At 55.9% G+C, this 13,477-nt stretch carries 10 protein-coding genes; 7 read left to right on the top strand and 3 right to left on the bottom strand.

Features of this window, described 5'->3' with window-relative positions; translation table 11 throughout:
- Positions 1-95: 95 nt before the first annotated feature.
- The 7 genes from ispG (at position 96) to queF (ending at position 5,570) form a co-directional block, all read left to right on the top strand.
- Positions 96-1,355, top strand: a complete 1,260-nt coding sequence (gene ispG, locus AC0VX3_RS03075) for a flavodoxin-dependent (E)-4-hydroxy-3-methylbut-2-enyl-diphosphate synthase (protein ID WP_475523488.1) — start codon at positions 96-98, stop codon at positions 1,353-1,355.
- A gap of 20 nt (positions 1,356-1,375) precedes the next feature.
- Positions 1,376-2,275 carry a pyridoxal kinase gene (gene pdxY / locus AC0VX3_RS03070; RefSeq protein ID WP_475523487.1) on the top strand — a complete coding sequence of 300 codons (900 nt, stop codon included), beginning with the start codon at positions 1,376-1,378 and terminating at the stop codon, positions 2,273-2,275.
- A 2-nt stretch (positions 2,276-2,277) separates the two neighbouring features.
- On the top strand, positions 2,278-3,015 hold the full coding sequence (locus tag AC0VX3_RS03065) for a DUF429 domain-containing protein (RefSeq protein WP_475523486.1): 738 nt from the start codon (positions 2,278-2,280) through the stop codon (positions 3,013-3,015).
- Between the two features lie 147 nt (positions 3,016-3,162).
- The gene (gene queC / locus AC0VX3_RS03060) at positions 3,163-3,852 is read left to right on the top strand and encodes a 7-cyano-7-deazaguanine synthase QueC (RefSeq protein WP_475523485.1); all 690 of its coding nucleotides are present in this window, start codon (positions 3,163-3,165) and stop codon (positions 3,850-3,852) included.
- Positions 3,845-4,228, top strand: a complete 384-nt coding sequence (gene queD / locus AC0VX3_RS03055; protein ID WP_475523484.1) for a 6-carboxytetrahydropterin synthase QueD — start codon at positions 3,845-3,847, stop codon at positions 4,226-4,228. The genes queC and queD overlap by 8 nt, the downstream gene beginning before the upstream one ends.
- Positions 4,225-4,953 carry a 7-carboxy-7-deazaguanine synthase QueE gene (gene queE, locus AC0VX3_RS03050; RefSeq protein ID WP_475523483.1) on the top strand — a complete coding sequence of 243 codons (729 nt, stop codon included), beginning with the start codon at positions 4,225-4,227 and terminating at the stop codon, positions 4,951-4,953. The genes queD and queE overlap by 4 nt, the downstream gene beginning before the upstream one ends.
- A 149-nt stretch (positions 4,954-5,102) precedes the next feature.
- Positions 5,103-5,570 (top strand): preQ(1) synthase, encoded by a 468-nt coding sequence (queF, locus tag AC0VX3_RS03045; protein ID WP_475523482.1) that lies wholly within the window; start codon positions 5,103-5,105, stop codon positions 5,568-5,570.
- A gap of 277 nt (positions 5,571-5,847) precedes the next feature.
- On the opposite strand, the gene AC0VX3_RS03040 is transcribed toward queF, so the two are convergent.
- The 3 genes from AC0VX3_RS03040 to acnA all read right to left on the bottom strand — a co-directional run bounded on the left by AC0VX3_RS03040 (position 5,848) and on the right by acnA (position 13,024).
- Complete coding sequence (locus tag AC0VX3_RS03040) at positions 5,848-6,429, bottom strand: hypothetical protein (protein ID WP_475523481.1); 582 nt, start codon at positions 6,427-6,429, stop codon at positions 5,848-5,850.
- 471 nt (positions 6,430-6,900) lie between these two features.
- Positions 6,901-10,209, bottom strand: coding sequence for an HD domain-containing protein (locus AC0VX3_RS03035; RefSeq protein WP_475523480.1), 3,309 nt, complete (start codon positions 10,207-10,209; stop codon positions 6,901-6,903).
- Positions 10,210-10,348: 139 nt separating this feature from the next.
- Positions 10,349-13,024: an aconitate hydratase AcnA gene (acnA, locus tag AC0VX3_RS03030; RefSeq protein ID WP_475523479.1), complete on the bottom strand. Its 2,676-nt coding sequence runs from the start codon at positions 13,022-13,024 to the stop codon at positions 10,349-10,351.
- Positions 13,025-13,477 lie beyond the last annotated feature (453 nt).

Raw genomic sequence — 13,477 nt, 5'->3', positions numbered from 1 at the left:
TTGCCGCAGCGCATAATCATGCGCTGGAAATCCGGCCCCGGATCGCACATCTAGGGGGTGGTCTCCCAACGTCCCGAGTTCTTTTGGTGCCCGTCATGATCGATGATTTCGCAAAATCCCTGCCGCGCCGCGCATCCGTCGGTGTCATGGTCGGCAACGTGATGGTCGGCGGCGAAGCACCGGTCGTGGTTCAGTCCATGACCAACACGGACACGGCCGATGCGGACGCAACCGTCGCCCAGGTCGCTGCGCTGGCGCGCGCGGGTTCGGAAATCGTGCGCATCACCGTCGACCGGGCCGAAGCCGCCGCTCAGGTCGCCCGCATCAAGGAACGGCTGGAGCGCATTGGCGTGAACGTGCCGCTGGTCGGCGATTTCCACTATATCGGCCACAAGCTTCTGACCGACTATCCAGACTGCGCGGCAGCCCTCGACAAGTACCGCATCAATCCGGGGAATGTCGGCTTCAAGGCCAAGCGCGACACCCAGTTTTCGCAGATCATCGAAATTGCGATGAAACACGACAAACCGGTCAGGATCGGCGTCAACTGGGGTTCGCTCGACCAGGAACTGCTGACCAGGCTGATGGACGAAAACGCGGCAAGCACCACACCGGTTTCCGCGGCCGCCGTCATGCGGGAGGCCATCATCCAGTCCGGACTGCTGTCCGCGGAACGCGCGGAAAAGCTCGGCATGGGCCGGGACAAGATCATCCTGTCGGCCAAGGTCAGCCAGGTGCAGGACCTGATCGCCGTTTATGCCGATCTCGCCCGCCGCTGCGACTACGCGCTGCATCTGGGCCTGACGGAAGCCGGCATGGGCACCAAGGGCATCGTGTCCTCCGCCGCCTCCATGGGGATCCTGCTGCAGCAGGGCATCGGCGACACCATCCGCGTGTCGCTGACCCCGGAGCCGGGTGGCGACCGCACCCGCGAGGTCCAGGTCGCACAGGAACTCCTCCAGGTGATGGGCTTTCGCGCCTTCGTGCCGATTGTCGCGGCCTGCCCGGGCTGCGGCCGCACCACCTCCACCACCTTTCAGGAACTCGCCCAGGACATTCAGAACCACATCCGCGTGTCCATGCCCGCATGGCGCGAACAGTATCCGGGCGTGGAAAACCTGAATGTCGCGGTGATGGGCTGCATCGTCAACGGGCCGGGTGAATCCAAACAGGCCGACATCGGCATCTCGCTGCCGGGCACCGGGGAAACCCCCTCGGCACCGGTCTTCGTCGACGGCGAGAAGGTCACGACCCTGCGCGGACAGGATATCGCCGACGAGTTCAAGCAGATGGTTCTGAACTACATTGAAAATCGCTTCGGCGCGGCCAAACCCTCCACTTCCGACGCCGCCTGATCCTTCGGAAAGTTACCAAGATGATGCAGCCGCCGGGTGTTCCCGAGCCACAGAAAAAGCCGATCCTCGTGATCACCTCCCAAGTGGTGCGCGGCGGCATCAGCGGCCGCGGCCTGACTTTCGCGCTGGAACGGCTCGGCCACGATGTCTGGTTTCTGCCGACCATCCTGCTGCCCTGGCATCCGGGTCAGGGCAAGGGCACCCGGATCGTTCCCCCGGCCCCTGATTTCCAGGCCATCACCGAAGAACTCGCCGCCTCGCCGAAGCTGGCCGGCATCGGCGCGGTCATGACCGGCTATCTTGGCGCGGCAGGACAGTCGAAGGCCATCGCTGCGCTGGTGGAGGCGGTCAAGGCCGCGAACCCCGGCGCACCCTATCTCTGTGACCCGGTGATGGGCGACCACCTCGGTGACGACGGCTCCCTCTATGTGCCGGAAGCGACCGCACAGGCGATCCGCGACGATCTGGTTCCCCTGGCCGACATCGTCACCCCCAATGCCTTCGAACTCGGCTGGCTGACCGGCCGCAACGTCGGCAGCGAAACGCAGGCGCTGGCCGCCGCGCGAATCCTGGGCAACGAACGTGTTCTGGTGACCTCTTCCCCGGCGCTGCGCCGCAATGCCATTGCCAACGTTCTGGCCGGCCCGCGCGGTGCCGTCGCCGCCGAACATGCCGCGATTGCCAACCCGCCGCACGGAACGGGGGATCTGATAGCCGGCCTGTTCCTGACCAATCTGATGGCGGGCCTTGGCGACGAGGACGCGCTCAAGCGCGCTTCCGCGTCCGTCTTCGAACTGATCGCGCGCAGCGTCCGCAAGGGCGCGGACGAATTGCTCTTTGCCGAGGAACAGCAATCCGTGGTCAAGGCGATGGCGCTGGTCACGTCGCGCTGGGTGCTGGAATCCACGGCCCGGGCCTGACTGTGCCTGACGGAGGGGACATACTCGTTGCAGGTGTCGACGGCTGCAAGGCCGGCTGGATCGCGGTGCTGCGCAACCTGAACGACCCTGCCGACCTCACGCTTCATCTTTTCCCGGACGTCGCCGGCCTGCTGGCTTTCGAGCCGCAAATCGACATCATCGCCGTGGACATGCCGATCGGTCTGCCCGAGCGCATCGGCCCCACTGGCCGCGGTCCGGAGAAGGCCACCCGCAAACATCTTGGTATGCGGCAATCCTCCGTTTTCGCGGTGCCGTCGCGCGCCGCCGTCCACGAAGAAGACTATTTGCAGGCCTGCGCCACCGCGCTGAAGACCTCGGAACCGCCGAAAAAAGTCTCCAAACAGTGCTTTTATCTGTTCCCGAAGATCCGGGAGATCGACGCGCTGATGACACCGGAGCTTGAAGCCCGCGTGTTCGAGGTTCACCCGGAACTCGCCTTCTGGCGCCTCAATGGCGAACGGGAAATGAGCCTGCCCAAGAAGATCAAGAGCCGCGCCAACCCGGAAGGGCTGAACCAGCGCCGCGATCTGCTTGTGGCAAAAGGCCTCTCGAAAACATTCCTGGATCAGCCTCCGCCGCGCGGCTGCGGCCGCGACGATCTGCTCGATGCGGCGGTCAACAGCCTGATCGCGGAACGGATTTTCCGGGGCCAGGCCGAGGCGTTTCCGAACGGATATCAGCGCGACGAGCGCGGTCTCCGGATGGCCATCTGGGCTTGATTGAACAGGAATTCCTCCCCCTCCCTTCCCTTTTCGCCAGAAGCTGCTAAAAGGCGCGCCGTTCCCACGATGGGAACCACCGGTCGCAGCCCACCCGGTGAAAAGCGTCGCGACGGACGCTTGCAGCGAAAACAAGGGATCACATCGTTGAAAACACTTGTCATCTGTTCCGGCGGAATGGATTCCGTCACCCTTGCGCACAAGATTGCGCAAGAGCACGCGCTCATCGGCCTGATCTCCTTCGACTATGGCCAGCGGCATAAAAAGGAACTGGCCTACGCCAGGGTCTGCGCCGACGAGCTTGGCACCGAACATATCCTGATCGACATGTCCGATATCGGCCGCCGGCTTTCCGGCTCGGCGCTGACCGATGAGCTGGATGTGCCGGACGGGCATTATGCCGAAGACACCATGAAGATCACCGTTGTGCCGAACCGCAACGCGATCATGCTGAGTATTGCCTTCGGCATCGCCAGCGCACGCGGCGCGGACGCGGTGGCAACCGCCGTTCATGGCGGCGACCATTTCATCTATCCCGACTGCCGCCCCGCTTTCACGGAAAGTTTCGAGACCATGCAGCGCCATGCGCTGGAAGGACTTGGGCAAATCAGCCTGTTCACGCCCTATGTGCACAGCTCCAAGGCGGCGATTGCCGCCGAAGGCCTGCGGCTCGGCATCGACTACCGAAACACCTGGTCCTGCTACAAGGGCGGCGAGGTGCATTGCGGGCGCTGCGGCACCTGCGTGGAACGGCGTGAGGCCTTTCACCTGGCCGGCGGCATCGATCCGACGGCGTATGCCGACGCTGAATTCTGGAAGGCGGCCTGCCATGTTTAGGATCACCAAGGAATTCCACTTCTCCGCCAGTCACCAGTTGAAGGGGCTCGGCGAGGATCACCCCTGCGCGCGCCTGCACGGCCACAATTACGTGGTCGAGGTTGAACTGATGTCGGAACAGCTTGATGCCACCGGTTTCGTGCGCGATTACCGCGAGCTTTCCGAGTTCAAGCGCTTCATCGATGACACGCTCGACCACTGGCACCTCAACGACGTGCTCGGCGACGACTGCGTGACTGCCGAGACCATGGCGCGGTTCTTGTATAACTGGTGCCGCCAGCGCTGGCCGGAAACCTCCGCCGTCAGGGTGAAGGAAACCCCGAAGACCTGCGCCGAATACCGGCCCCTTGCAACTCCGGGAGTGCATGCGGCATGACAAGCGACCACATCCGCGTCAACGAGATATTCGGACCGACCATCCAGGGCGAGGGAGCCCTGATCGGTCAGCCGACGGTGTTCGTGCGCACCGGCGGCTGCGATTACCGCTGCACCTGGTGCGACACGCCCCATGCCGTCGACAGCATCTACCGGGATGAATGGTGTCCGATGACGCCGGCAGCGATCCTGATGCAGGTGGAACTCCTCTCCGGCGGCCATCCGCTGACGGTTTCCCTGTCCGGCGGCAACCCGGCCATTCAGCCGCTTGGGCCCCTGATCGAACTCGGCCGCAAGGAAGGCTATCGCTTCGCGCTGGAAACCCAGGGCAGCATCGCCAGGGACTGGTTCGCCGGGCTCAACGTCCTGACCCTCAGCCCCAAGCCGCCCTCAAGCGGCATGGTGACCGACTGGCAGAAGCTTGCCGAATGCGTCGAAGCAGCCGGGCCGGACACGCAAACGGTCCTGAAGGTCGTCATCTTCGATGAAGCCGATTATGCCTTCGCCCGCGACGTTGCCGGCCGGTATCCGGACCTGGGCCTCTACCTGCAGCCGGGCAACCACACGCCGCCCGCGGCCGAAGAACATGTCAGCGCCATCGACATGGCCGGCATCATGGACCGCATGCGCTGGCTGGTCGGCAAGGTTACTGCCGATCAGTGGTATACGGCCACCGTCCTGCCTCAGCTTCACACGCTGATCTGGGGCAACTTGCGGGGAGTCTGAGGGGATTTCACGACACAATCACCCTCATCCTGAGGAGCTGCACCAGCGGCGTTTCGAAGGATGGGCGGCAAACTCGGAACAAGCAGCCCATCCTTTGAGACGGACCCGACTGTCCTCCTCAGGATGAGGTCGTGACAAAAGAGAAATCCATGTCAGACAAAACCATCTACCATAACCTGACCCAGCTTGGCACCGCGACCGCACTGCCTGACGATCCGGACACGGCGGTGCTGGAAAAGGTGCCGAACCCGCAGGCCGGCACGCTTTACATGGTCCGCTTCGCCGCGCCCGAATTCACCTCGCTCTGCCCGATCACCGGCGCGCCGGATTTCGCCCATCTGGTGATCGACTACGTGCCGAAGGACTATCTGGTCGAAAGCAAGTCGCTGAAGCTGTTCCTGGGCTCCTTCCGCAACCACGGCGCCTTTCACGAGGACTGCACGGTCTCCATCGCAAGGCGCCTCACAGACCTGCTTGAGCCCGAATGGCTGAGGATCGGCGGCTACTGGTACCCGCGCGGCGGCATCCCGATAGACGTCTTCTATCAGACCGGCCCGGCCCCTGAAGGCGTCTGGATCCCCGAGCAGGGCGTCGCGCCGTATCGGGGCAGGGGGTGAGGGGCGGGACGGCAAAGCCGGCAAAAGACATCGGTTTCGCTCTTTGAAAGTCGACCGCCCGGAACCATGGCGAAGGGCCGCAAGGAGACACAATGCACCCCTCCTCCCTACGGCCGTCCCCGACTTGATCGGGGATCCGGGTCACGGTGCTGCGGGTACCGTCCGCCGCCAACGCGCAGAGCCGGGCCGCCGGGGACATTCCCAAAGCCCTCCTGCTCTGGAAACGAATGGATCCCCGATCAAGTCGGGGAAGATCACTTCTTGAGAGACTATCCCCTCACTCCGGTGCCGGCAGCGTCATTCCCGGGGCCTTTTCGATGACCTGCGTGGTCGTCATTTCGAAACTCGGCGCCGTGGTGTCGTAGACCGCCTTGACGATGAAGCCGTCCCCGCGCCGGACCCAGTAGGAGTAACGGTTCTCCGTGACCATGCCCTGGCTGACGGTGATATCGGCCGCCACCACATCCACGGTCTCGCCGCCCAGGTCCTCCTCGCCGCAAGCGGCGTTGCGGATGGTTTCGGCGTTGGTCAGCTTGTCGGCACGCGCCTTGTCCGCATTCTGGCCGGTTTCCATCTCGCGCACCTTCTGCCAGGTCTTGCCCTCGTCCCCGGATTGATAAAGCACGTTGTTATAGCCGAGCACCCAGGGACCGGCCGGGGAAGTCGGCACGGTCATGTAATGGTCCTGGCTGACATGATGGAATTCGTTGGTCGAGGGCGGCGCCCCCTTGAAGGCGGTCGTGGCGATCGTTTTGGTCGGCATGCCCTGGTCGAGCTGCAGGTAAAGTTCAGTGAAGCGGTCGACACACTGATCGGCAAGTGCCGCCTGAACTGTGACGGTGAGCAGGACGAGTGTCATCAATATCGCTCTCATCAAATCCACGCATGGCAGTAACAATCATCTGAGCGCAAAGATGGAACACCGTTTTTCGCTGCAATGCAATCCGCCATACAAGAGCTTCGCGCGTAACTGGACGTTTCTTCGGTCGTTCCGGACAAGTGCAGCAAGGCTGCGGGCCGGTCCGGCATCCAGCGTGTCAGCGCGAGCGCAGGATCTCCTATGCTCTTTGAAAAGGTCGCGCCAATGCGCGACCGCTGCGCCGCGTTCCGGATTACGTGATTGCGCTTGCCCGCCTCGCAGTCCGAAAAGACGATGAATTGGAGTTTAAGACTGTCCCACTCTTGTTACAGTGGTAGATTGTTTTTCAACTTAAAAGGCTCGCTAAACTGCGATTTTATCCAACCAAGCTCTATCGAGCCAACAAGTTAAAAAATGACCCCATCATGTCGTTATCCAGAAATTCTACATTAAACCGTTACGAATACACATCTAGGGCAATAACTTGTCGCGCACGTCTATCGCTATCGCTCTCAGCTCCGGCGTTTTTATTTTTTCGATATGATATTCAAGGAAACTGCTATCTTCTTTACGATCAATTTTTTCATGATAAAAGTAAAATTGTAAGACCGCATCCAATTTATCAAAATCAAATGCTAACACCGATGCTGTAGTTCTTCTATCACTAAATTTTTCAAAATTTTCTTCAATTCTCTTAAGACCTCCCATTTTTTCATAACAAGAGAAACAAGAAAGTCTTCCTATCGCTAGTTTTTCCTTTTCTTGAGCATCACCGTCAGTAGGAGAAAAATCTCCTGTGATGACTTCTCCAAGATCGTGCGATATCAACAAAGATATTACTTCAGATTGACTCACATCAATATCAAGGAAGTTCGAAGTTAAGAAAATGTCCGCGAGTAATATTGCGCCATAAACATGACTAGCCACAGATTCTACTAGGCAATTATTTTGCGTTCCAACTTTACACCGCAACCAGCCATGCCTTGGCATCAACTTTATTTTATATAGTTCTAGTATACAATCCAAATAGTCGAATTTTGATTTTTCTAAATTATCACGTACCATTTGGACATAAATTTTGAGCTTTCTCCCAATGTGAATATTGCTATCTAATATTTTATTAGCAAGTTCTATGTCTTTTAATCTAACATCTGAATCGCAATGCCGACCTTTTTCATGATCATATCTAACAAAACTAAAATATGTAACAATAACTATTCTATCGTACTGATTGACTGATGCGTTTCGCAAAACCTCGTTAATTCGATCGACTAGTACTCTTCTGGTTCGACGCCAGCTCCCCCCAGCATGCTCGAGAAATTTTCTGACGGTAACCCCTAATGCTAGATCATCACCATAGTATTCCATATGAAAATTTCGGTTCAACGCCTCTTCAAAACTATCAGATGTAACTAAATTAACGTATTCATCCGTCGCCTTTTCGTCACCAGCCTTTGACAGGCTAATATATAAGGATCTCCTAGCCAATAGGAGCAATTTTTCATCTTCTGTATATCTAAATTTATTGCCAATTTTTCCGTTATTTATTAGAAAATGCCTAGCTTCTTCGAGAATTTTATTGGCCTTTATCTTGGAGCCAGGTGTCCTCATGCGTCCAAGAAGATAGAGTGCAAACGGGTTCCCAAATTCGATTTCTTCGGTAAGTATCCACTCAGCAGCTTCAATAATTTTTTCTTCCAACCCATTTTCAAGGATCAAATCCTTCACCGAATTATTGACATCACTAGAGTAAACAAGCCGAATAAATGCCGACTTGTTTATCAAAAACTCATTAAAAATTTCTGGATTAGAAGTATATTTACACAATAAGTGAATTATTGCGTTCGAAATCAAGACATTTTGGACTATCTTAGGAAAATGCCCATAGTATTTTTCGTAGAAATTACGAATTTCACTACGTTCTCTACTCTCTTTAAGTAAATCAACAGAATGCAATTTCAACGCCTCAACGCACACGTCTTCAAAGGCGAACTCCAACTCCTTACTTTGAGCAAGAGCTGAAAACAGTATACTCATAGATTTAAATAAGTAAATAGAACTTGACCCCAAATTGGCAAAAGATTGCTTGGTAATATTATCAAGAAATATTGAAACAACGAAATGATTCAAATAGGGAAATTTCAGTTTTTTTATCTGTAAATATATTTCCTCTGCTGTGAGTTCATGATGAGTTTTGAAATTTAGAAAAATTCCCTCGATTATTTTAATCGCGTTCTCTTGATCGGTGATGTGTGTATTTTTTAACTCATAAATTGTCTTGTAAGGTCGGTTATGTAAGTAAGGTGTAATATTGGGGTCCGAAATTTTCTTTAAAGCAAAATGATCCTCACCAAACGAGAGCACAAAAACTTTTGTTTTAGACCCTATTATTTTTTCTATTAATTCTATTACAAATTCTTCTTTATTATCTCCCCGTAGCTCGTCCAGAAAAACATAGACAGGGCCGCTAGATTCAAAAATAAGTGGATTTTGATCAGAAATCATTTTCCTGAGATACTGATCCAAGTCTTTTCCAGCCATGTGCTCTATCAAAATGCTAACGTTTAAGAAAAGGCACTGCCCACCTTGTTGAGCGGTCTCAATGTTACGTTTGAGTAACTGTAATAAAGCACTTTTACCACATCCGCCGTGGCCACTAACAAGAAACATTTGCTGATCAGAAGATAATAAAACATCCTTTAATATATCTTCAAATGAACACTTGATTTTCGCACCTTCATTTAAAGGACCAGCTTGTCGATAAAGATTTGAAAACCTTTTATTGTTTAGTTCAGCATCCAAAGGGTGAGCGATTTGTTGTCCAGGATACTGGTCAACATAATGCACGCCAAGATCATGGATCTTCGCGGAACTATGCAGATCTCGCTCTGCGGAGATGCCTTCGAAACTGAAGTCAAATAACAACAAAAATGCTCTCAAGGAGAGAGACATATTATACAAAGCCCATCTCCTGAAATATCCGGGCCCTACAGAGTCATACGCAGATTTTTCTGCGTTTCCTGGATCACTAATTGCGCGAATCGCAAAAAATAGAGGTCGTATTGTACTCGGCATTCCCACAAGGGCGCTGCCGACATGGCCACTTTCCATGTCTATGCCAACGAAATTTCGATCAATATGCCTGAGAGTTTGGTTTTTAAAGACAGAGGATTTTATCACGGTGCTTGAACAAGCAAATGGCCCCTTCAGTACACGGGGGATGAATGCGATATCCTTATCGATGCTCTTCTTACTAACGAAGTCGAGCGCCTCCCTTTCAAGCTTTACTTCTTTATGCTTACAAAAATCTTCAAAATTTAAGAAATTAGTATTTTCTGAATATTTGATGCTCGAAATAATTGATAAAGATGCGGTATCAGAGACTACGGGACTACCACCGGGTACAAATTCATAACCTCCTTGATCATTATCACTCGTTGCCGACCGATGATCAAAAAGCTGGATATATTCGGGAACAATAACATCTCCAACTCTAGCATCATTTCCTATGCGCCCCGAAATGCCAAGACTAATCACCATCGAAGGAGAAAATTGAGCGGCAAAAGTAGTTGTGCACTCTCGGACTCTTGCACCCATATCATTGGCGCAGCATATTACCCCAAATATTTTTCTGTTACGCTCATCAAAGAATTCAAAAGAATAATTTTCGTAAGAATTGACTAAATTATTTTCTTCAAATTCGAAAATTTTGGAGGAAATTATCTCCTTAAATTCTTCTGAAAGCGCGACCACAAGCAGGACATCAATCTTCTTATCCATATCAAACCTATTTTGCATTTAAAAATTTAGAAAACTGCACGTTTTAATAGAAATATTAGCGTATTTTGATATTAACTCAACAAAAAAGCGGGCCCCGAAGGGCCCGCTGTAATCTTCAGCTGTCTGATCCTCTGACCGATCAGCTCGTCACCAGGTTCCTGAGCACGTAGTGCAGGATGCCGCCGGCCTTGATGTATTCCAGTTCGTCCAGCGTATCGACACGGCACAGGCACTCGATGGTCTTGGTTGTGCCGTCCTCGTAGGTGACTTCGACATCCATCATCTGGCGCGGCTTGATGTCGGCGATGCCCAGGATGGTCACCCGTTCCTTGCCGGTGATCCCGTGCGACTGCCAGCTCTCGCCGTCCTTGAATGTCAGCGGGATGACGCCCATGCCGACCAGGTTGGAACGGTGGATGCGCTCGAAGGATTGGGCGATGACAGCGCGCACACCGAGGAGATTGGTGCCCTTGGCGGCCCAGTCACGGGAAGACCCGGTGCCGTATTCCTTGCCGGCGAAGACCACCAGCGGAACACCGGCTTCCTTGTATTCCATGCAGGCGTCGTAGATCCACTTCCTTTCGCCGTCCTTCATGGTGACGCCGCCCTCGACACCCGGAACCATCTGGTTCTTGATGCGGATGTTGGCGAAGGTGCCACGCATCATCACCTGGTGGTTGCCGCGGCGCGCGCCATAGGAGTTGAAGTCCTTCTGGGCGACCTGGTGTTCCGCCAGGTAGGTGCCGGCAGGGCTGTCGGCCTTGATGTTGCCGGCCGGAGAAATGTGATCGGTGGTGATACTGTCCAGGAACAGGCCCATGACGGCGGCATTGTTGATGTCCTGAAGCGGCTTGGGCTCCATGGTCATGCCTTCGAAGTAAGGCGGGTTCTGGACATAGGTCGAGGCAGCCGGCCAGCCATAGGTCATGCCGCCTTCCACCTTGATCGCCTGCCAGTGCTCGTCGCCCTTGAAGACGTCACCGTAACGCTCGCGGAACATCTCCTCGTTGATGGACGACCGGATCAGGTCGGTGATCTCGGCCGTGGTCGGCCACAGGTCCTTCAGATAGACCGGATTGCCGTCCTGGTCGTTACCGAGGGAATCCTCGGTGATATTGACGTTCAGGTTGCCGGCAATGGCGTAGGCGACGACCAGCGGCGGCGAGGCCAGGTAGTTGGCGCGCACATCCGGGTTCACCCGGCCCTCGAAGTTGCGGTTGCCGGACAGCACCGAGCAGGCGATCAGGTCGTTGTCGTTGATCGCCGCGGAAATCGCCGGATCCAGCGGACCGGAATTGCCGATGCAGGTGGTGCAGCCGTAACCCGCCAGCGTGAAGCCCAGCGCGTCCAGATCGTCCTGAACGCCAGCCTTTTCCAGATAGTCGGTCACCACCTGGGACCCTGGCGCCAGCGAGGTTTTCACCCAGGGCTTGACCTTGAGACCCTTTTTCAGGGCGTTGCGGGCAACCAGGCCCGCGCCGATCAGCACAGACGGGTTGGACGTGTTGGTGCAGGAGGTGATCGCTGCGATGACCACGTCGCCATTGCCCAGATCATAGTCCTTGCCCTCAACGGCAACCCGCTTGGACAGCGCGTCCGCCTTCTTGAACTCCTCCGCCATGGTCGTGGCAAAGCCGGCCGCGGCGTCGGCGAGGTTGATGCGGTCCTGCGGGCGTTTCGGGCCGGAGATGGCCGGAACGACGGTGGAGATGTCGAGTTCCAGCGTGTCGGTGAACACCGGCTCCTCGCCACCTGCACGGAACATGCCCTGTGCCCTGGAATATTCTTCCACGAGCGCAACGCGGTCCGCGTCGCGGCCGGTGGCATGCAGGTATTTCAGCGTGTCGGCATCGACCGGGAAGAAGCCGCAGGTGGCGCCGTATTCCGGCGCCATGTTCGCAATGGTCGCAGTGTCTTCCAGGCTGAGGTTGTCAAGGCCGGGACCAAAGAATTCGACGAACTTGCCGACAACGCCCTTCTGGCGCAGCATCTCCACGACGCGCAGCACCAGGTCGGTCGCGGTGATGCCCTCGTTCAGCTTGCCGGTCAGCTTGAAGCCGATGACTTCCGGGATCAGCATGGAGATCGGCTGGCCGAGCATGGCGGCTTCCGCCTCGATCCCGCCGACGCCCCAGCCCAGCACCGCCAGGGCGTTGACCATGGTCGTGTGGCTGTCCGTGCCGACCAGCGTGTCCGGATAGGCGACGGTTTCGCCGTCCTCTTCCTTCGTCCAGACGGTCTGGGCGAGATATTCCAGGTTCACCTGATGGCAGATACCGGTTCCCGGTGGAACGGCGCGGAAATTGTTGAAGGCGGACTGGCCCCAGCGCAGGAACTCGTAGCGTTCCTTGTTGCGCACGTATTCCAGTTCCACGTTTTTGCGGAAGGCGTCCTGGGTACCGAAATAGTCGATCATCACCGAGTGATCGATGACGAGATCGACCGGCACCAGCGGATTGACCTTCTCCGGATCGCCGCCGAGCTTGACGGCGGCGTCACGCATGGCAGCCAGGTCGACAACCGCCGGGACACCGGTGAAATCCTGCATCAGCACACGGGCGGGGCGATAGGAGATCTCGTGAGAGGATTTGCGGGTCTTGAGCCATTCCGCGCAGGCGACGATGTCTTCCCGGGTGACCGTGCGTCCGTCTTCGAAGCGCAGCAGGTTCTCCAGAACGACCTTCAGCGAGAACGGCAGTCTGGACACGCCTTCCAGACCGTTCTTTTCGGCTTCCGGTATAGAGAAATAGGTATAGGTCTTGCCGCCGGCGGTCAGCGTTTTCTTGCACTTGAAGCTATCGAGGGACTGGGTCACAACGCGCGATCTCCTAATGTGTCCGCAGGTCCGGGCCGCGTCCGATCCGGTGCCTGGCGTAATCTCTCATAACTCCGGACGCTCTTTGGAAACGCAGTGTCATCCGAAGCAGTTCCGCGGGGATACGATAGAGAGCCTCTCCCTCAGTCGCCGCCGCAAGTTGATGCGCCGCCCCTATAGCAATCTTTGCCCCCCTTCACCAGACATCACCTTGCCGCACCTCGTCCTTGAACCGGTTGGCCTACGGTGGTTTGAAAGGGGCCGTCAGGCTGTCGAGGCGACTGCGACCGCTGATGCCGCAATCGGATCAGGTCCTGCATTCAAGGCTCAGAAAATTATTGCATACCATTGTATACTCAATTAAGACCACGCTCAACCAGCTTGATGACCGGCTCGTCGGACCGACAGTGGCCGGCAGCCGGGCTTCAGCCGTTTCTGGTGGTTCGAGTTTGG

The sequence above is a fragment of the Roseibium sp. QJM3NY_11 genome (assembly GCF_056173175.1).
This window is presented reverse-complemented; position numbering and strand designations above follow the sequence as displayed.